19 protein-coding genes are annotated in these 19,267 nt (G+C 36.4%); 15 read left to right on the forward strand and 4 right to left on the reverse strand.

Annotated features, from left to right (window positions below; genetic code table 11):
- Positions 1–2: 2 nt before the first annotated feature.
- Positions 3–665: an arylesterase gene (locus tag AC27GZ_RS10055; protein WP_487094846.1), complete on the reverse strand. Its 663-nt coding sequence runs from the start codon at positions 663–665 to the stop codon at positions 3–5.
- On the opposite strand from AC27GZ_RS10055, the gene AC27GZ_RS10060 reads away from it, so the two are divergent.
- The 3 genes from AC27GZ_RS10060 (at position 664) to AC27GZ_RS10070 (ending at position 5,227) form a co-directional block, all read left to right on the forward strand.
- Positions 664–1,422, forward strand: coding sequence for an ABC transporter ATP-binding protein (locus tag AC27GZ_RS10060; protein ID WP_487094847.1), 759 nt, complete (start codon positions 664–666; stop codon positions 1,420–1,422). The two genes, AC27GZ_RS10055 and AC27GZ_RS10060, sit on opposite strands and share 2 nt — an antisense overlap.
- The gene (locus tag AC27GZ_RS10065; RefSeq protein ID WP_487094848.1) at positions 1,419–4,016 is read left to right on the forward strand and encodes an ABC transporter permease; all 2,598 of its coding nucleotides are present in this window, start codon (positions 1,419–1,421) and stop codon (positions 4,014–4,016) included. The genes AC27GZ_RS10060 and AC27GZ_RS10065 overlap by 4 nt, the downstream gene beginning before the upstream one ends.
- A 155-nt stretch (positions 4,017–4,171) precedes the next feature.
- The gene (locus AC27GZ_RS10070) at positions 4,172–5,227 is read left to right on the forward strand and encodes an AI-2E family transporter (RefSeq protein WP_487094849.1); all 1,056 of its coding nucleotides are present in this window, start codon (positions 4,172–4,174) and stop codon (positions 5,225–5,227) included.
- Between the two features lie 85 nt (positions 5,228–5,312).
- On the opposite strand, the gene AC27GZ_RS10075 is transcribed toward AC27GZ_RS10070, so the two are convergent.
- The 3 genes from AC27GZ_RS10075 to AC27GZ_RS10085 all read right to left on the reverse strand — a co-directional run bounded on the left by AC27GZ_RS10075 (position 5,313) and on the right by AC27GZ_RS10085 (position 6,812).
- The gene (locus AC27GZ_RS10075; RefSeq protein ID WP_487094850.1) at positions 5,313–5,717 is read right to left on the reverse strand and encodes a lysozyme inhibitor LprI family protein; all 405 of its coding nucleotides are present in this window, start codon (positions 5,715–5,717) and stop codon (positions 5,313–5,315) included.
- A gap of 141 nt (positions 5,718–5,858) precedes the next feature.
- On the reverse strand, positions 5,859–6,161 hold the full coding sequence (locus AC27GZ_RS10080; RefSeq protein ID WP_487094851.1) for a YciI family protein: 303 nt from the start codon (positions 6,159–6,161) through the stop codon (positions 5,859–5,861).
- 39 nt (positions 6,162–6,200) lie between these two features.
- Positions 6,201–6,812, reverse strand: coding sequence for a septation protein A (locus tag AC27GZ_RS10085; protein ID WP_487094852.1), 612 nt, complete (start codon positions 6,810–6,812; stop codon positions 6,201–6,203).
- 207 nt (positions 6,813–7,019) lie between these two features.
- Between AC27GZ_RS10085 and AC27GZ_RS10090 the strand changes: the two genes are divergently transcribed.
- The 12 genes from AC27GZ_RS10090 (at position 7,020) to AC27GZ_RS10145 (ending at position 19,249) form a co-directional block, all read left to right on the forward strand.
- Entirely contained in the window at positions 7,020–7,808 is a 789-nt protein-coding gene (locus AC27GZ_RS10090; RefSeq protein WP_487094853.1) for an AAA family ATPase, read from the forward strand.
- A 15-nt stretch (positions 7,809–7,823) separates the two neighbouring features.
- Entirely contained in the window at positions 7,824–8,423 is a 600-nt protein-coding gene (locus AC27GZ_RS10095) for a cytochrome c oxidase subunit 3 family protein (RefSeq protein WP_487094854.1), read from the forward strand.
- A 51-nt stretch (positions 8,424–8,474) separates the two neighbouring features.
- On the forward strand, positions 8,475–8,717 hold the full coding sequence (locus AC27GZ_RS10100; RefSeq protein WP_487094856.1) for a cytochrome C oxidase subunit IV family protein: 243 nt from the start codon (positions 8,475–8,477) through the stop codon (positions 8,715–8,717).
- Between the two features lie 42 nt (positions 8,718–8,759).
- Positions 8,760–9,128 carry a hypothetical protein gene (locus AC27GZ_RS10105; RefSeq protein WP_487094858.1) on the forward strand — a complete coding sequence of 123 codons (369 nt, stop codon included), beginning with the start codon at positions 8,760–8,762 and terminating at the stop codon, positions 9,126–9,128.
- A 200-nt stretch (positions 9,129–9,328) separates the two neighbouring features.
- Positions 9,329–11,173, forward strand: a complete 1,845-nt coding sequence (locus AC27GZ_RS10110; protein WP_487094859.1) for a nitric oxide reductase activation protein NorD — start codon at positions 9,329–9,331, stop codon at positions 11,171–11,173.
- A gap of 521 nt (positions 11,174–11,694) precedes the next feature.
- Positions 11,695–11,982, forward strand: coding sequence for an STAS domain-containing protein (locus tag AC27GZ_RS10115; protein ID WP_487094860.1), 288 nt, complete (start codon positions 11,695–11,697; stop codon positions 11,980–11,982).
- Positions 11,983–12,022: 40 nt separating this feature from the next.
- Complete coding sequence (locus AC27GZ_RS10120) at positions 12,023–12,385, forward strand: response regulator (RefSeq protein WP_487094861.1); 363 nt, start codon at positions 12,023–12,025, stop codon at positions 12,383–12,385.
- Between the two features lie 34 nt (positions 12,386–12,419).
- Positions 12,420–14,540, forward strand: coding sequence for a chemotaxis protein CheA (locus AC27GZ_RS10125; RefSeq protein WP_487094862.1), 2,121 nt, complete (start codon positions 12,420–12,422; stop codon positions 14,538–14,540).
- Positions 14,540–15,067, forward strand: a complete 528-nt coding sequence (locus AC27GZ_RS10130; RefSeq protein ID WP_487094864.1) for a chemotaxis protein CheW — start codon at positions 14,540–14,542, stop codon at positions 15,065–15,067. The genes AC27GZ_RS10125 and AC27GZ_RS10130 overlap by 1 nt, the downstream gene beginning before the upstream one ends.
- A gap of 75 nt (positions 15,068–15,142) precedes the next feature.
- Entirely contained in the window at positions 15,143–15,601 is a 459-nt protein-coding gene (locus AC27GZ_RS10135; RefSeq protein ID WP_487094866.1) for a chemotaxis protein CheW, read from the forward strand.
- Between the two features lie 25 nt (positions 15,602–15,626).
- A complete protein-coding gene (locus AC27GZ_RS10140) occupies positions 15,627–18,386 on the forward strand; it encodes a methyl-accepting chemotaxis protein (RefSeq protein ID WP_487094868.1) in 2,760 nt (919 codons plus the stop codon).
- Complete coding sequence (locus AC27GZ_RS10145; RefSeq protein WP_487094870.1) at positions 18,371–19,249, forward strand: CheR family methyltransferase; 879 nt, start codon at positions 18,371–18,373, stop codon at positions 19,247–19,249. Before AC27GZ_RS10140 ends, AC27GZ_RS10145 begins: the two co-directional genes overlap by 16 nt.
- Positions 19,250–19,267: the final 18 nt, after the last annotated feature.

Consider the following 19,267-nt stretch of genomic DNA (forward strand, 5'->3'; position numbering starts at 1 on the left):
GGTTACTTTTCCATTAAAGCTAAAGGTGGTGAAATAAAATTATTAAGTGTTTTGTCCATAAACTCTACAATTAGGGGTTGTGCCGCTAAGTTCGGGTGAATGCCATCTGTTTGCATTAAGTCTGGATTTATAGCAATTTCTTCCATAAAAAAAGGTAATAATGGTATATTAGCTTGATTAGCCACATCGACAAATGTTTGATTAAATAATTGATTATAACGCTGTCCATAATTAGGCGGTATTTTAATTTCCATCAATAGAACTTTAATGCCTTTATCTTCGGCTAAGGCAATTATTTGTAACAAGTTATTTTTAATTAGCTTTGGTGGAAAGCCTCTAAGGCCATCATTTCCACCTAATTCTATTAATAAATAATCAATATTTTGTTTTGTTAAAATGTTAGGCAGCCTAGCTAGCGCACCGCCTGTAGTCTCACCACTGATGCTAGCATTGATTAACTTATAAGGTGCGTTACGTTGGTGTAATACTTGGTTTAGTTGGTAAACCCAACCTTGATTTTCTTTTAAACCAAAACTTGCGCTAAGGCTGTCACCTAGTATTAAAATAGAGTCTGGTTGTTTTTGTTCACTAAAACTGGCTGTTGAATAGAATAACGCAACCATAACTATTAGCCGTAACACACTTAAATAAGTATTTTTAAACATGACATTTAAATCCGAAATTATTCTTAAAACTCAATCGATTACTAAGTCGGTATCTTTAGAAAATAAGCAATTGCAATTACTAAAGGGGATAGACTTAACGGTATATAAAGGTGAAACTGTTGCTATTGTTGGCTCATCTGGGTCAGGAAAAACAACACTTTTATCACTTTTAGCAGGATTAGATTTACCTTCACAAGGTGAAGTTTATCTTAAAAACAAGCCTTTGCACCAGCTAAATGAAGAAGAACGTAGTCAAGTCAGAGCTGATCATGTTGGCTTTATCTTCCAACAATTTCTATTGGTTAATAGTTTAACAGCGTTAGAAAATGTCATGTTACCGGCAGAGCTTGCTAATGATAAGGATGCAAAAGAGGATGCATTGGCACTTCTAGCACAAGTAGGATTAAGTGATAGAGCCAATCATTTTCCGTCTCAATTATCAGGAGGAGAGCAACAACGTGTTGCAATAGCGCGCGCCTTTATTACTAAACCTGATATTTTGTTTGCTGATGAGCCAACAGGTAATTTGGACAAACAAACCTCAAACCATATCACAGAATTATTATTTGATTTGAATAAACGCTTCGGTACTACGCTTGTATTGGTGACTCATGACTTATCGTTAGCCGATCGTTGTCAGCGCAGTGTTGAAATGAGTAATGGTCATTTGAGCAGTCAAGCCAGTTTGGATGATCAGACATCAGAACAAAATGAACAAACACTTCAGCAATCTATCATTAAGTCAGCAAACGTATGAGTCATTTAATTTCTAATTGGGCTAAGCAGTCAATGCGATTGTTTTTTCATGAATTAAAGCGTGGTGAACTAACGATTATCATGCTTGCAATTATTTTAGGCGTAATGAGTGTTTTTTCACTCGCGGGTTTTTCTGGGCAAATTAAACAAGCTTTACTCAACGAAAGCACCAGCTTTATTGCTGCTGATCGTATATTGCGTACTAGTCGTTCACTTGATGATGAAAAAGTTGAACTCAACTTAACTTTAATATCACAGCAAAGTCAGCAATTAAATATTTCTCAAGCAGAGCAAGTCTTAATGTCATCTATGGTTTTTGCTGGTGATAATATGCAATTAGTTGAGTTAGTTGCTACTACTGATGCTTACCCTTTACGTGGTGAGCTATTAATTAGTTCAGGTGAAAACTCTACAGCACAAGCTATGCATGCACCAGAGCAGGGTAGTGTGTATGTGGAGCCTAAACTCCTTTCTTTATTATCGGTATCGGTTGGAGATGTTATTGAAATAGGTGATACCCAAGTTGTTATTGCTGGTGTAGCTGAGCAAATTCCTGATGCTTCTTTTAGTGTTTTTACATCAGGGGTTAAAGTAATACTAAATCTTGATGATTTAAAAGCGACAAATTTAGTACAAGCGGGAAGCCGAATCACCTATAAATATTTATTTGCTGGCCATCCAAACGATATCAAAGCATTAGATGATTGGATTAAGCCACAACTAAACGATACCCAACGTTGGTATGATATTCAGTCGAGCCAATCACCCTTATCAAGAGCGTTAAACCGCGCTGAAAAATACTTATCGCTGGCAAGCTTATTAGGCATAATTTTAGCGGCAGTTGCGGTTGCAGTAGCGAGTAGACGTTATGGGCAAAAACACCAAAACAGTGTTGCCGTATATAAAGCGATGGGAGCATCGTTATCACATATTCGTAAATTGTATGTTTTACATTGGACAAGTTTAAGTCTTGTCAGTATTTTAATAGGTTTGTTTTGCGGGTATGTATTAGCGCAGTTAGGCTTATATGCGATAAAAGACTATTTACCGGTACAGCTTAATCAAGCAAGCCAAGATACCTTCTCAATATTGTCGTATCAATTAATGCCGATTGGCTTTTATCCATTTGCTATGGCGGTATTAACTGGGGGAGTTTGTGCTGTTGCTTTTGCATTAGTGCCATTAAAGCAATTAATTGCTACCTCACCATTAGTGACCTTAAGAGATGAAAACTTTGTTGAAGGGAAGCAGTCGTTAGCTCAGCGAATCTTGCAAGTATTACCTCCCATATTAGCATTGTTCTTTTTATTAGTGCTTTTTAGCCGAAACATAACGTTAAGTATCAACTTACTATTATCAGGCATTTTAGTTTCTGCGTTATTACTTGTTCTTGGACGAGGTTTGATGAGTTTGAGCCGCACGGTTGGTAGTAAATCAGGTGCGGCTTGGCACCTAGCTATGGCTAATTTAAAGAGGCGGGCTGCAGCTAACAGTGTACAACTCGTCAGTTTTACCATCGCTATTAAACTGTTATTAATGATTGTTGTCATTAAAAGTGCTTTATTGTCTGAGTGGCAAGCACAGTTACCAGAAAATGCCCCTAATTTATTTTTAGTGAATATAGCCCATGATCAAAAAGATGAAGTAGAAAATTTTATTGAAAATAACGACATTGTTTCGAGTGATTTATATGCGGTAATCCGTGGGCGTTTAACGGCAATCAATAGCGATCAAATTAAAAAGCGTGTAACAAAAGAAGAAAATAATGGTGATGATAATGGCCGTAGAGGCGTAGGACGAGAGCTTAATTTAACCTGGCGTGCTCAACTTCCAAACGAAAATGAAATCATCCAAGGTAGCTGGTGGGATGAAACTTCAACAACTGCTGAGGTGTCAATTGAAGAACGTTTGGCTGAGCGCTTAAGCATAGAATTGGGTGACGAATTAACCTTTCAGTTAGGTAGTGACACAATCAAAGTGCCTGTTACCTCAATTCGTACAGTGAATTGGCAATCTATGCAGCCAAATTTCTATATGATTTTTAGCCCGCAAGTTTTAGCTGATTTTCCGGCAAGCTTTATTGCATCACTCTATGTCTCTAAAGAGAAAAAGAAAATGATGCAATCGTTTCTCGCTGACTACCCAACGATCAGTATTATTGATATTGATGCTATGATCGACCAATTACGTAAAGTGATTGAACAAGTATCAAAAGCGGTTCAATTTATTTTAGTGTTAGTTGTGATGGCAGGCTGCCTCGTCCTGATTGCTCAAGTGCAAGCAAGTATGGAAGAGCGAGAAAGAGAAATCGCAATTTTAAGAACCATTGGCGCGAAAGGGACTTTACTTAGAAACAGTGTATTATTTGAGTTTGTTGCTTTAGGGGCTATAGCTGGCCTAATGGCAAGTATGGCAATGGAGTTAACTGTGTATTTATTACAAACTAACCTCTTTAATATGCAAACTAGTTTCCATTTCGACTTTTGGATTATAGGTATAATTGCTGGTGCAAGCTTTGTTGGCATTGTTGGTTTATTGGCTTGTTGGCGATTAATTAACTTACCTAGCGTGACCTTAATTCGCCGTACCATGTAGATATATAAGGTATTAGTGGCAATATTCAGTTATATTGCCACATAGATGAAATACATAGGTAAAGCACTTAACAATAAACGTATTGCAAAAAACGAGTTTCATTAAATAAATTGAATTAACGCATAAGAACAATAACATTAAAGGATTTATCATTTATGGGCGAGTTGCTTAAAAGTAGAAGTATTGTCAAAGTTTTTGTAACTATCGCTGCTATTTTTATTATTTTTGCTGGTATTAAAATTGCCGCGAACATTTTAGTTCCATTCCTACTGGCCTTATTTATCGCTATTATTTGTAATCCTTTAGTAGCCAAGGCAAGTGAGTATAAAATACCGAAAGTTATATCGGTAATTATAGTCATTGGCTTGTTTGTTTCTATCGCTCTTTCATTAGCTGGCTTGGTAGGTAAGTCTTTAAACGAATTATCTGAGCTTATTCCACAATATAGATTACAACTAAAAGAGCAATTTGTTTGGCTGACAGCTTTTTTAGCTCGTTATAATATCCAGATATCTTCAGGCATTTTACTCGAGTATTTTGATCCCGCAGTAGCAATGGGCATGGCAGCTAATATGCTTAGTGGTTTTGGCTCTGTAATGGCGAATTTATTCTTAATTGTTCTTACTGTCGTATTTATGTTATTTGAAGCATCGTCTTTTCCTATCAAGCTTCACTTTGCCTTAGATGATCCTGATATGCGCTTAAAGCAAATTGAGCGCTTTTTAACGTCAGTAAATAATTATATTGCCATTAAAACCATGGTAAGTATTGCAACAGGTATTATAGTTTCAGCAATGCTGTGGTTCTTTGGTCTAGACTTCTATTTATTATGGGGAGTGTTAGCTTTTCTATTAAATTATATCCCCAATATAGGCTCTATTATTGCAGCAGTGCCTGCAGTTACGTTAGCCATGCTACAGTTAGGTTTGGGTGAAGCTGGCGCTATTGGCCTTGGCTATGTGTGCATTAATATGGTTATGGGGAATATGGTTGAGCCTAGATACCTTGGCAAAGGACTCGGCTTATCAACACTAGTGGTGTTTTTATCATTAATATTCTGGGGTTGGCTGTTAGGTACTGTCGGTATGCTACTGAGTGTGCCACTTACCATGATTGTGAAAATTGCCTGTGAGAACTCACCTGAAGGGCGTTGGATAGCCATTTTACTCAGTGATGAAGAAGCGGTAGAGCGAGAAATAGAGCAAGCTTGATTAACTAAATATTAAACTAACCAAGCTTTGCAAAACAATTTGGTCAAAATCCTTTATAGCCAAAACAATTATAGCCAAGACAAGCTTATTGTACTTCGCTTAACTCTTTAATGCGCATTTGACTCAGGGTGACATAACAATTTTTGTAGGCAATATCGGCACCCTTTTCAGGAGATATCGCTAAATATTGCCATCGACAGTTATTGTCTCTAAAGGTAATGAAATTGCTTTGTGAACGTTTAAACATTTTTAACGCTGAATGACGTCCTGTTTTCAGTGCTTTTTCTTCTAGATTAAACACGTGGTTATTAACCCAAGTTTGCAACTCTCGATCAAGTGTTTTAATGATGCCATCTAAACAGCTCGACTTTTCTGGTATTGACCATTCTGCTTGTTGACATTCAGCAGCAGTTTTAGCGGCATAAGCTGAAATAGGTAAGCAAAATTGTAAGGCTACAATTAATAGAGTAAATTTTGTTTTTGTCATCATATAGTAATAAACACTTATCTCGCTTTAATCATCTCTGACACCTTTTTATTAGCACCGTTTTCTAGGTAGTGTTTCATAGTTATAGTTTCAAAGGTGTCTTGTTACAAATAAAGCGTAGCTGAAAATTGATTATCTTAAACCTTATGCAGGTAAAACTTTTTTATAAGGTTTCACGGTTACATTTTTATATACGCCAGCACTAATGTAGGGATCGTCGTCTGCCCAAGCTTGTGCTTGCTCAAGTGAATTAAATTCTGCAATGATTAAAGAGCCCGTAAAGCCAGCATCGCCTGGCTCATTACTGTCAATAGCAGGACACGGTCCAGCTGCAAGCAATCTTCCATCGGATTGTAAGTCACGTAGGCGTGCCAAGTGTTGCTCTCTAACCGATAAACGTTTTGCTAAGCTATTCTCGATATCTTCACCGTAAATTAAATAAAGCATATTTTTCCTATTATGTATAAATGAATTTGTAGTTGGTTGTTATTTTTTATCACCGGGGGAGTCACTCATTACATTGCTAGTTATTTCGATACTATCTTCTAGTACTTCAGCGACATCTTCATCTTCTTTAGGTAAATATTTATACAGTGAAAAAATTGAGCCAACAGCAAATACTAAAGTGAGACCAGTTAAACCGAAAACCTTGAAATTAACCCAAGTGTCTAAATCAAAGTTAAATGCTACGTATAAGTTTAATATTCCACATAAAGCAAAAAAGATTGCCCAAGATAAGTTTAGTTTTGACCAGATAGGATCGGGTAATGTTAATGATTCTGATAAAAACTGCTTAATAATGTTTTTCTTGAAAATATATTGACTGACAATTAATGCAATCGCAAAAATGCCATTAATGATTGTCACTTTCCATTTTATAAAAGCATCGTCATGAAAAAATATGGTTAAACCACCAAATACTGCAATTAAGCCAAAGAATATCCAATTACGTGTAGGTACTTTTTCCTTTTTTAGGAAGTAATAGCCAATTTGCAAAGCTGAAGCCACAATTAAGGAGGCGGTAGCCCAGTAGACATCAATAAATTTATAGACAATTAAAAAGACTACTAGGGGAATATATTCAAGAAGAGCGTGCATGATTAACCTTTTAAAAACAACTTTTATTAGCTTGTCTTAATGGTAACGAAAGTCGTTTCACTTTAATAGCTAAAGTCAAAAAATTACCAAGATTAAATTAACTTTCACCATTCAATGATCTCCATCAAGTAAGCGGTTAATGCTGTTTGTACTTTTATAAAAGGCAAGGTAGTTTAGGTGCAAATTAATTACTATTTTTAAAACATTATGGCTGAGCAATCACTTTTTTATCAACAACAAAGCAATGAAGTTTCTTTATTTAATTATGCATTTGAACATCAATTGCCGGTTTTAATCAAAGGGCCTACAGGCTGTGGTAAAACCCGTTTTGTGGCACATATGGCCGAACAATTAAATCGTCCTCTGTATACAGTCGCATGCCATGATGATTTAACCGCTGCTGATTTAGTTGGCCGACACTTAATTGGTCCTGAAGGTACTTATTGGCAAGATGGCCCATTAACACGTGCAGTTCGTGAAGGTGGCATTTGTTATTTAGATGAAGTCGTAGAGGCACGAAAAGATACGACTGTAGTACTTCATCCTCTTGCTGATGATCGCCGTGTATTACCGTTAGAACGTACTGGTGAACTGCTTGAGGCGGCACCTGGATTTATGTTGGTAGTATCCTATAACCCGGGATATCAAAACTTATTAAAAGGAATGAAGCCAAGTACCAAACAACGTTTTGTTGCTTTACGTTTTGATTACCCTACGCCTGAAGTTGAGCAACAAATTTTGATAAAAGAAGCCGGCGCTGATCCACACTTGGCTTTTAAATTAGTTGAATTAGCCGGTGCGTTACGTTTACTTGAACAGAATGATTTAGATGAAGTTGCTTCAACACGTTTGTTAATATACGCAGCACGTATGATTAGTTCAGGCATGGATGAATTAGAGGTGTGTCGTTGCTGCTTAGCTGAGCCGCTATCAGATGATCCTCAAACCGTTAAGGCACTCATGGATGTTGCTAGAATTTATTTTGATGAAAAATGATCAATATGAATTGATATGAATAAAGGAATTGTTAAGTGTAGTCAATCTGAATGGACAGCGGATAAAAAACGATTGCCTGGCGATTTAGCGATGTGGTTTTTTATTTTGGCTGAACTCACTGTTTTTGCAATCTTATTTATCGGTTTTGCTATTGCAGAGCAACTAAATATTGAGATGTTCAGTTTAGGGAAAGCTGAATTACACCAAAATGCAGGGTTAATAAATACTATTGCTTTGATCACCAGCAGTTATTTTGTCGCTATCGCACTCAATGCTATGTATCAAAATCGTGGTAATAAAGCGGCGAACTTACTGCTTGTGGCTTTACTTTTTGCCTGTATTTATATTTTTGTGAAAATTTGGGAATATTTTTCTTTATTTGAATTAGGTATAGACATTGAAACTAATACCTTTTTTACTTTGTATTTTATGATCACTTTTTTCCATTTAATGCACGTGCTTTTGGGTATGGTTATTTTGGGGTTTGTTGGTGTTAAAGCGTTTAAAAATGGTTATAACAAAACCAATATTTCTGGCTTTGAATCAGGTGCGAGTTATTGGCATATGGTTGATATGCTTTGGATTATTCTTTTCCCAATTATTTATGTTATTTGATGAAAGATGATTTTGCTAAAGTATAAAAGTTTAACCCGTAGAATATTAACCATGAGTTGGTTATTTTTACTCATTTTAACCCTTATTTCTGTGGGGATAGGTGAGTTACTTGAGGTGTTTTCAAAGAGTAACCATTTATTGATTATCTGTGTTTTATTGATAACCTGTTTAAAAGGGCAACAAATAACAGATATTTTTATGGAGTTAAAACATGCACCAACACTTTGGAGAAATTTGCTGTTAACCTATGTTATTGTATTACCAATTATCATTGCACTAATTTATCTAATATAATTACTTAGTCGACAACTAGCGATATAAAGGCAGGTTTAGTCTATGAAGTCTAATGAAAACAACAGCTTTGCGATAATCTACCAGTCTTTATATTTAGCAAATCTATTACTGTTACCCCTCCTGAGTTTCTTCGTTTTACTGTATTACTTGTACAAGTCATCTCAAGGAAAATCAAATAAAATTCACTTATCAAACTATAACAAAATACACTTATATCGAAGTATTCAACTCTCAGCATTTGCAGGTGTATTACTTGCTATCGCGCCAATATTTTATCTGTTTTATTCAAGCCAATTTAGTACCTCGTTAATGATTGTTATATTTTATTTTGTCACGATGCATGCTTGCTTTGTTTTAATAGGCATGTTCAATTTAGCGCGAGCCATGGCAAAAAAACTCCCTATTTTTTAAGTAGCTTTGAGCTCTTTACTTTTGCTGCTTACTTTTGTGGCTTAAATTAGCGGTTTTACTTCCGTGCCTTGGCTTCCTTTTTTAGTTTGTGATTTATTTAGCTTGTCTTTAAACACTAATCATTTGATACACATCACATTGCGGGGATAAATACTTGCTACAATTTGGCTATGAAAAATAGTTAAATTACTGGAATTTTAATGGAAGAGTGGGTTGGTGGTCTTTGGCATAAATATATCACTCGAAAAGCTAATCCTGAATATGATCTGGCTAGAGTCACCTTTGATGAAGTCAGTAAATCAGTGGGGGTCGTGTTTAGAGCGTTGGGCGGTAATGCGGTAAAGCGTGTAGAAGCGGCAAGCGCACGAGAATATTTAACAAGAAAAAGTTTTTTACAAAAAATATCAGGTGACAATCAACAGATTTCTCTAGCATGGCAAGATGATGAAAGCTTACGATTACCCGAATCACTCGCCATTTTTGAACAGAAATCTCTTAACTACGATTTATATATTTGGTTGGCAGTACTGGCTGCAAATCATCAAGGAAAGTTCAATCATTGGGCAAACGACAATCAATCACTTGTTGTGAATGTTTTGGAAAAATTTCCATCAATGCGCTTACGTTACCAAAAATTAGCTAAAGCTTTTGTTGATCAAAGACCTGCTATTGATGATCTACCAATAGCTGAGCAAGCAATGGAGAAAGCCATTGTTCAAGCTTTATTAAAACCTGGAACAGTGACTGAATTTCCCTTAGTTAATTTTGCGCCAAAAGCTGTGTTCTTATGGTTATATCCTTCAGCAAAAGCCGATAGTTTAGTTAGCCCTGAGTATAAAGAATCCCCTGAAACATCAGAAAGCAATCAACAAAATAAAATCACCAAAAAAACAGAAACCAGTCGTAAAAAAGCTGAGCGGGTTGATTCACCCAATGAAAAGCACGGTATGATGATTTTTCGTTTAGAGAGTATGTTTTCTTGGAGTGAATTCTCTAAGCTAGATCGTGGTTGTGATGATAGTGATGATGATGAAGATAGCCAAAGTACCATAGAAGATTTAGATGTAATTACTTTATCAAAACAACAAGAACAGCAAAGAAGTGGGCAAATTAAGATAGATTTAGATCTACCTTCTGCTTCTGAAGATGATATTCCCTTGGGAGATGGCATCTCTTTACCTGAATGGGAATATAAAAAGCAACAATTACAACCGGATAGATGTTTATTACAGCCTATGCTTCCTCGAGATGCTAAGCCACAAAAGTTACCGATAAAACTACAAAAGTTAGCAAAAACAATACAAGCACAATTTGAACAATTACGTAGTGTACGCTACTGGCTAAAAGCACAACCACAAGGTGAAGAGTTAGATTTAGGCGCATGGTTGGATTTTCATGTTGAAAGTAAAATGTCGGCAACAGCTGAAAAAGGCTTGTTTAAATCATTTCGTGGTAATAACCGTGACTTATCATGTCTTTTGCTTGCCGACTTATCTATGTCGACAGATGCTCATCTAGACAATGAACATCGTGTTATTGACGTTGTACAAGACAGCTTATTACTATTTGGCGAGGCTTTACAATCGGTAGGCGATAATTTTGCTATGTATGGCTTTTCATCAGTAAAACGCCATAACGTACGTTTTACCATGTTGAAAAACTTTAATGAGCCCTATAGCGATCATGTTCGTGGCAGAATACAAGCAATTCGTCCAGGGTTCTACACTAGAATGGGCGCAGCTATTAGACAAGCAACCAAAGTTATTGAAGAGCAAAAAAGTACTGAGAAATTATTATTAATTTTAACTGATGGTAAACCTAATGACATTGATCATTATGAAGGACGTTTTGGTATTGAGGATACACACCAAGCCATTTGTGAAGCTAAAAAACTGGGCATTAAACCCTTTTGCATCACGATTGATACCGATGCTCAAGCCTATTTACCCTACTTATTTGGTAATGATGGTTTTACTGTCATATTACGACCAGAGCAATTGCCACTACGCTTGCCACAGTTATACCACCAGTTAACCTCACAATAGCTTAAATTAAGAGGAAGAATTATTTATGAATCAGCCTTTAATTAAATGCCTTTTTTGTCAAACTGAAAATAAAGAGGGTATGAAACAATGTAGTCATTGTGGGATGTCATTGCCTGAAAAACACCCTCAAGATAAACAAAAAAAATTAAGCTTTTTCAAAAAGGCTTTTTGGGCCATTGTGCTTTTTTGTTTAATCATGATTTATTACCTACCACGTTAACTTGTTCGATTTTTTGTCTTAAAAACCTCTTTATTAAAATCCTTCTACTTAACCTTGCGCTTTTAAACTTCTGTGCTAGCTGTTAACTCTACTTATATCAATTTTAAAAAAACTTTGTTGATGTTAATAATTATTTAAATATCAATGTCTTGTGTGTTTTGTTGATTATTTTATCTCAGTTTCTTGATTTAGTGAGAATCTGACATATAGTTAAAAACTAAAGAATAAAGATCTTAAATGTCAGTATCTTGATGTGTTGTTATAAGAATAAATCAAGAACTTAAGCTAACAGGATGGCTAAATGCTGAAACTTCCTAGTGAACTCACTATTGCCCAAGTAGATGACTATCGAACTGAAATACAACCAATCATTGATGAGAATGAAAATATTGTAATAGATGACAGTGCCTTAACACGTATTGACACTATAGGGATTCAGTTTGTCTTAGTCATTATTACGTATATTTTAGCTCAAGGTAAATCGCTAGAATTTCAATCAGCATCAAAAGTTCTGCAAGAAAGTATCAATCAACTCGGTATCAAAGATTCACTATTAATGCAGTATTTACCTAATCAAAACAATAATTAAATGCTATCAGAACTATGAAGTATCAATATAGGAGTAAACCATGGCAAAAGTACTAGTCGTTGATGATTCTAACTCAATAAGAGATATGGTCAGTTTTACCTTGAAAAGTGCTGGATACCAAACAGTTGAAGCAAAAGATGGTTGCGAGGGGTTAAGCAAAGCTCAAGCAGAAGTATTTGATCTTGTCATCTCGGATGTCAATATGCCGAATATGGATGGAATCACCTTATGCTCAGAGTTGAGGAAACTTCCTAGCTTTAAGTTTACCCCTATATTGATGTTAACGACTGAAAGCTCAACTGATATGAAAATGCGTGGTAAGTCAGCAGGTGCAACTGGCTGGTTAGTAAAGCCCTTTAATCCGGAAAAGTTGTTAGCAACCATTAAGCGAGTAGTACGATAATCTATTCACAATATTAGTATTGTAAGGGAATCACATGAGCGTTGATTTATCACAGTTTATTCCAAGCTTTTTAGAGGAAAGTTTTGAAGGGCTAGAACTAATGGAGTCAAGCTTACTCAATTTGCAGCCTGGAGATCATGAAACTATACACTCTATTTTCAGAGCTGCTCACTCTATAAAAGGAGGGGCTGGTACGTTTGGCTTTGATTCTGTCACTGAATTTACGCATTTAGTTGAAACCTTACTTGATGAAATGCGAGATGGTCGCAGAGAAGTTGATCCTAAAGATGTTGAATTATTACTAACCTCGGTAGATTGCATGAGGTTGTTGATAGAAGCTGCAAGGGATGAAGAAGACTATAATCATGAAAAGATCTCACAAACAACAAAATTATTAGAACAAAGTTTAGCACTGAATAGCAGTGATGCAGCTACAGCGCAAACAACAGATGAAAATACTGCTGACACCTCAAGCTTAACTCGCTATCGTATTCACTTCGTACCTGAACATAATTTAGCTAAAACAGGTAATGACCCTCTGTTTTTATTTAGTGCGTTAGCGGAGTTAGGCGAGCTAGAAACAAATGCTGTAACGAGTGAGTTACCGGCATTGACTGATATTGACCCACAAGAGCTTTATCTCAGTTGGCATTTAGAACTAGCTACTCAAGCATCGCTTGAAGATATTAAAGAAATATTTGAGTGGGTAGAAGATGAGTGTGAACTAGATATTATTAAAATTGATAATGAAGAAGCCTCGAACAATACTGATGCTGTAGAAAATAGTGTTGAGGTTGAAGCCGAAACTATTACTCCGCCTACAGCTATTGATAGCGTTATTACACAAACACAAACACAATCTAAAGAAAAACCAACTATTGTTGACAAAAATGAATCAAGCAAACCGAAAGCTAAAAATAAAGTTGATGTTGGCTCTATCCGTGTGGGAGTTGATAAAGTAGATAGCTTGATAAATTTGGTGGGGGAACTTGTTATTACTCAATCTATGCTCTCAGAGTTGGGTAATGATTTTCAAATGGATAAAATTGAGCGCTTAACTAATGGTTTAGAGCAGCTATTGCAAAACACTAAAGAACTACAAGAAAGTGTTATGCGAATTCGCATGCTACCCATTAGTTTTGCTTTTAATCGCTTTCCGCGCTTAATTCATGATTTATCAATAAAAACAGGTAAAGCGATGGAGCTTGAAATAAAAGGCGAGCAAACAGAGCTTGATAAAACTGTAATGGAGCAAATAGGAGACCCTTTAGTTCATTTAGTGCGAAATGCGGTAGATCACGGGATTGAGCCTGCTGAAGTTCGTATTGCTAATGGTAAACCCGAAAAAGGTACCATTTCATTGGATGCTTACCATCAAGGGGGCAATATAGTTATAGAAATATCTGATGATGGTGGTGGTATTAATCGTCAGAAGGTTTTCGCTAAAGCTGTCGAGAAAGGGATTATTGAACCGAATGCGACATTAACCGATAGTCAGGTTTTTGATCTACTTTTTGAACCTGGATTTTCAACTGCAGAGCAAGTTACAGATATTTCTGGCCGTGGGGTCGGAATGGATGTTGTCAAACGTAATATCAAATCATTAGGGGGAAGGATCCAAGTAGAATCTGATTTTGGTAAGGGTAGCTGCTTTAAAGTCAACTTACCATTAACCTTAGCTATACTTGATGGTCAATTAGTTAAAGTAGGCACCGAAACTTATATTATTCCTCTAATCTCTATCGTTGAATCATTACAAGTAGACGAAGAGCTCATCAACCGTGTTTCTGGCAATATGGCTTTATATCGCCTTAGAGATGAAAATGTACCAATTCTTCCTGTTTATCAATTATTTGGATTACACACTGAGTATACCGACATGGGAAATGCCTTACTGGTCGTTGTTGAAGCAGATGGCCAGAAAGTAGGTTTGATGGTCGATCACTTGTTAGCACAACAACAAGTTGTCATCAAAAGTTTGAAAGAGAACTACCAACAAGTGATTGGCATTTCTGGGGCAACTATACTCGGTGATGGATCTGTTGCCATGATCTTAGATATTCCTGGAATGATTCAAATGGCAATGACTTTTGCACAACAAAATCGCCAGTCAGGTTCAACTATTAATCAAACAATAGTCGGGGAGCATAGCTAATGAATATTCAAGAGCTAGCAGCAGATATTCCAGCTCAAGGTGAGCATGCTATTGAAGAGATTGAATTTATTACCAGTGGTGAACAATATTTAACTTTCACACTAGACACAGAACAATACGCTGTCGACATTTTATGTGTTGAAGAAATAAGAAGTTGGGAACTTCCGACCAAAATTCCTAATTCCCCTAAATATATTAAAGGCGTTATCAATATGCGTGGCGTTATTGTTCCTATCGTTGATTTACGTTTGAAGTTTAATATTGGTAAAGCGACTTATCATGAAACTACGGTTGTGATTGTTTTAACTTATCAAAGTGATGAATCATCACGCACCATAGGTTTTGTCGTTGATGCCGTTTCAGATGTGCTTAATGTTGAAACAAGTGAAATTAAAAGTTCGCCATCGTTCGGTGGAAATGTTCAACCACAATATATAGAAGGTTTAATCAATGTTGGTAAAAATGTTGTCACCTTGCTTAATGTTGAACATTTACAGCAAGTTGAGAAGCATGAACTAACTAACTAACTAACTAACTAACTAACTAACTAATTAATTTAATGAAAATGAACCTTACGCAAAAATGGAGTTAAGGTGGCTAACATGAGTGATATAGAGCAAGAATATCTTACTTTTATTCTACAAGGAGAGGAATACGGGGTTGATATTCTTTGTGTTCAAGAAATTAGAGTTTGGAGCTCTGTGACTGAATTACCTAATAAGCCAGCTTATATAAAAGGGGTAATCAATTTACGAGGCGTCATTATTCCAATCATTGACTTGCGTCAGCGCTTTTCTCAAGAGCCGCTCGATTATAACGAAAAAACGGTCACTATTATTTTAAAACATCAAACTCAAGAAAGAACTATGGTGGTTGGTATAGTCGTTGATGCAGTATCTGAGGTGTATAAATTTACTAATAAATCCATCAGGCAGGCGCCAAAATTTGGCAACAATATCGATAGTTGTTTTTTGAAAGGGTTAGCAAGTGTTGAAGATAAGTTAGTGATTTTATTAGATAGCGCAGCTTTACTCAGTGAAGATGAACTTTATTGTATTTAAATACTTTTAAGGCGAAGGAAAAACTATGACACCAAGACAAATTAGTTTAGTGCAGACAAGTTGGCAAAAAGTATTACCAATAGCTCCTCAAGCTGCAAAAATTTTTTATAACACTTTATTTGAAATGGACCCCTCGATAAAACCTTTATTTCCCAGCGATATAACAGAGCAGGGTAAAAAGCTGATGGCAATGCTTGATACAGCAATAAAATTATTAGATGAGCCTGACAAGCTTATTCCCGTTTTACAGAAGTTAGGGGTAAAGCACGTAGGATATGGTGCTAAAACTGAGCATTACGATACCGTTGGGGCAGCTTTAATTAAAACTTTAGCAACAGGGTTAGGGAAGGACTTTACAGCACCTGTTAAAAAAGCTTGGACAGCAATATACCAGACTATCGCAACCACTATGATCGATGCAGCGGATGCTGCTAATGCAAATATTGAAAAAGGATCAACTATGGATACAAAAACTAAGCAGTCTTCGAAAAGTAATGATATATCGGAACAATTTCAAGGAGCACTTGATCAGTCGGCAACGGCTTTTATGATGATCAATCGTGATTTTGAAGTAACTTATGCAAATGAAGCCACAATAAAATTGCTTAAAAAGCATGAAGCTACTTTTGCTGAAAACTGGCCTGGTTTTAAAGCAGATATAAGCGCTATTATTGGCTCTAATATAGATGGATTTCATAAGAACCCAAGCCATCAAAGAAGATTACTTGATGATCCTAATAACTTACCTTATCAAACAGATATTCGCATAAAGCACTTAACTTTTGAGTTAAACGTGAGTGCAATCCTAGATAAAAGTGGTAACTATATTGGTAATGCATTGGAGTGGAAAGACGTATCTCAAGCTAGATTGCAAGAGAACAAAGCCGTTCAATTACAGGGTGCAATTGATCAATCAAGCACCGCCAGCATAATGGTTGATAGAGATTTTAAGATTACTTATGTTAATGAAGCAACGTTAGCTCTACTTAAAGAACATGAGGTTACCTTTGCAGAGAATTGGCCCGGATTTAAAGCTGACATAGACTCTATCTTAGGTACTAATATCGATCGCTTTCATAAAAATCCACAGCATCAACGTAAATTACTTGATGATATAAATAATTTACCATTTAAAACGGATATTCGTATCAAGCATCTTACCTTCGAGTTAAGTGTTACAGCAATTAGTAATGCCCAAGGTGAATATATAGGTAATGCGCTTGAATGGCAGGATGTTACGCAAATAAGGGCTAAATCTGTTGAAGTAGGACGTTTAACGTCAGCTGTTGATGGTATGACGACAAACTTAATGATGGCAGATAGAGAAGGCAATATTGTTTACGCTAACCCTGCGGTATTAACCATGATGCGTCGTCGAGAAGCACAATTACAATCTGTTTTACCTGCATTTAGCGTGAGTACTATGGTTGGTACTAACTTTGATGTGTTTCATAAAAATCCAGCCCATCAACAAAACTTATTAGGTAACCCCGCCAATATGCCATACAACACTGAAATTACAGTGGCGGGTTTAACATTTCAATTAATTGCAATTGCTCTATTCGATGAAGAGAAAAATCACGTTGGAGCCGCTGTACAATGGCTTGATCTGACTGAAGAAAAAGATGCACAAAGTCAAATAGAAAGCCTTATTAGTGATGCCACCGACGGTAAATTAGATAGCAGGATTGATACAGAAGAGTATGAAGGGTTCATGAAGGATCTAGGGCAAAATATAAATGGTTTAATGGATGCAATTGTTGCCCCTATAACTGACGCTATTGATATTGCACAGTCGCTTGCTGAGGGTGACTTAACTAAAAGCATGAGAAGCGACTATGGTGGGGAATTCTTAGCCTTAGCAAATGCGATGAATGGCTCTATAGATAATCTAAGTAATATGGTTGATGAAATAAGAGGAGCCTCTACCAATGTCTTTGATTCTGCAAGAGAAATTGCGCAAGGAAATAACGAATTAAGCCATCGTACAGAATCTCAAGCTTCTAGCCTAGAAGAAACAGCTTCTGCTATGGAGGAGTTAACTAGCACAGTACAGCAAAATGCTGAGAACTCAACTGAGGCGAGTAAATTATCTAATACGGTAATGGAAAAAGCGACCAATGGTGGTTCGGTAGTTAATAACGCTATTACAGCGATGAGTGATATTAATAAATCTAGTAAAAAAATTGCCGATATTATCAGTGTAATTGATGAGATTGCCTTCCAAACTAACTTGCTTGCACTTAATGCCGCTGTTGAAGCGGCAAGAGCCGGTGAACAAGGTCGAGGTTTTGCAGTAGTTGCTGCTGAAGTGAGAAATTTAGCACAAAGATCAGCGGGTGCAGCTAAAGAGATCAAAGGCTTAATCAATGACAGTGTTGAAGCAGTGGGGCAAGGTACTAAATTAGTTGATGAAACTGGGCAAACTTTTAGAGAGCTAGTAACTTCAATCGAAGAAGTAAGTAATATGATCAGTGATATCGATAACGCAGGTAAAGAGCAATCTGCTGGTATTGGAGAAGTTAGTGCAGCAGTAAGTCAAATGGATGAAATGACACAACAGAATGCCGCTTTGGTTGAAGAAGCTGCGGCTTCTAGTAAATCGATGGAAGAGCAGTCTCAAGCACTGCTTGAACAAGTTGCCTTCTTTAATAATGGTAATAGCAATACATCATCAACAGAAAAGCCCAAAAGTAAATCTACTCGATTAGCTGTTCCCAAACCGAGAGCTTCTACAAGCTCTCGTATTCAAACAGCCACTGATCAAGAGTGGGAGGAGTTCTAATTATTAAGGAATCAGTCAGTCGAGATAAAGCAGTACGTCTCTGCGATAAAGACTTTAATTTTATTTGCGATTTTGTATACCAATATACAGGTATTGTCTTAAATGAGCATAAACGTGAAATGGTTTATAGGCGCCTGACACGTATTGTAAGAGAACGTCAATTACCTTCTTTTAGTGACTATTGCGATTTATTAAAAGAAAAAGGAGAAGAAGAGAAAGATTACTTTATCAATGCTATTACTACTAACTTAACGAGTTTTTTTCGTGAACAGCATCATTTTGACTATTTGATAAATACAGAACTTCCAAGGTTGTTATCAAGCAAAGTGGCGCAAGCGAATGGTAAAAAACGACTTAGAATTTGGTCATCCGCTAGTTCTACAGGTGAAGAGCCATATAGTATTGCCATTTCATTAATGGAGGCAATGCGCGAGCAGTTATCTGGTTGGGACGCTAAGATATTGGCAACAGATATAGATTCTAATGTGTTAGCAACAGGGAAAGCCGGTATATATGAATATCGACGAATAGAAAATTTGAGTAAAAAATATAAGCAAAGTTACTTTCATCGAGGAGTGGGTATAAATGCTGACAAAATAAAGGTCGATAAAAGAGTGTCCGACTTAATCACTTTCAAGCGATTAAATTTGCTACATGAATGGCCAATGAAAGGTAAGTTTGACGTTATTTTTTGTCGCAACGTCATTATTTACTTTGACAAAGCAACGCAGCAAGATTTATTTGCTCGTTATTATGATTTATTAACGCCAGGAGGATTACTCATGCTTGGTCACAGTGAAAATCTTGGAGAATTTCAGCAATACTTTACGACTGTCGGTAGAACAATGTTTAGAAAAAATTAAGTTTAAAATGCTTTTGTT

This window comes from Colwellia sp. SU-HH00943 (genome assembly GCF_057546125.1).

What these genes read in the sequence shown, in the direction of transcription:
- AC27GZ_RS10110 (WP_487094859.1), top strand. Translation starts at nt 9,329, where the DNA reads ATGGAAGAGTGGGTTGGTGGTCTTTGGCATAAATATATCACTCGAAAA.
- AC27GZ_RS10125 (WP_487094862.1), top strand. Translation starts at nt 12,420, where the DNA reads ATGAGCGTTGATTTATCACAGTTTATTCCAAGCTTTTTAGAGGAAAGT.
- AC27GZ_RS10060 (WP_487094847.1), top strand. Translation starts at nt 664, where the DNA reads ATGACATTTAAATCCGAAATTATTCTTAAAACTCAATCGATTACTAAG.
- AC27GZ_RS10095 (WP_487094854.1), top strand. Translation starts at nt 7,824, where the DNA reads ATGAATAAAGGAATTGTTAAGTGTAGTCAATCTGAATGGACAGCGGAT.
- AC27GZ_RS10070 (WP_487094849.1), top strand. Translation starts at nt 4,172, where the DNA reads ATGGGCGAGTTGCTTAAAAGTAGAAGTATTGTCAAAGTTTTTGTAACT.
- AC27GZ_RS10055 (WP_487094846.1), bottom strand. Translation starts at nt 665, where the DNA reads ATGTTTAAAAATACTTATTTAAGTGTGTTACGGCTAATAGTTATGGTT.
- AC27GZ_RS10120 (WP_487094861.1), top strand. Translation starts at nt 12,023, where the DNA reads ATGGCAAAAGTACTAGTCGTTGATGATTCTAACTCAATAAGAGATATG.
- AC27GZ_RS10080 (WP_487094851.1), bottom strand. Translation starts at nt 6,161, where the DNA reads ATGCTTTATTTAATTTACGGTGAAGATATCGAGAATAGCTTAGCAAAA.
- AC27GZ_RS10105 (WP_487094858.1), top strand. Translation starts at nt 8,760, where the DNA reads ATGAAGTCTAATGAAAACAACAGCTTTGCGATAATCTACCAGTCTTTA.
- AC27GZ_RS10090 (WP_487094853.1), top strand. Translation starts at nt 7,020, where the DNA reads ATGGCTGAGCAATCACTTTTTTATCAACAACAAAGCAATGAAGTTTCT.
- AC27GZ_RS10075 (WP_487094850.1), bottom strand. Translation starts at nt 5,717, where the DNA reads ATGATGACAAAAACAAAATTTACTCTATTAATTGTAGCCTTACAATTT.
- AC27GZ_RS10130 (WP_487094864.1), top strand. Translation starts at nt 14,540, where the DNA reads ATGAATATTCAAGAGCTAGCAGCAGATATTCCAGCTCAAGGTGAGCAT.
- AC27GZ_RS10140 (WP_487094868.1), top strand. Translation starts at nt 15,627, where the DNA reads ATGACACCAAGACAAATTAGTTTAGTGCAGACAAGTTGGCAAAAAGTA.
- AC27GZ_RS10100 (WP_487094856.1), top strand. Translation starts at nt 8,475, where the DNA reads ATGAGTTGGTTATTTTTACTCATTTTAACCCTTATTTCTGTGGGGATA.
- AC27GZ_RS10135 (WP_487094866.1), top strand. Translation starts at nt 15,143, where the DNA reads ATGAGTGATATAGAGCAAGAATATCTTACTTTTATTCTACAAGGAGAG.
- AC27GZ_RS10115 (WP_487094860.1), top strand. Translation starts at nt 11,695, where the DNA reads ATGCTGAAACTTCCTAGTGAACTCACTATTGCCCAAGTAGATGACTAT.
- AC27GZ_RS10085 (WP_487094852.1), bottom strand. Translation starts at nt 6,812, where the DNA reads ATGCACGCTCTTCTTGAATATATTCCCCTAGTAGTCTTTTTAATTGTC.
- AC27GZ_RS10065 (WP_487094848.1), top strand. Translation starts at nt 1,419, where the DNA reads ATGAGTCATTTAATTTCTAATTGGGCTAAGCAGTCAATGCGATTGTTT.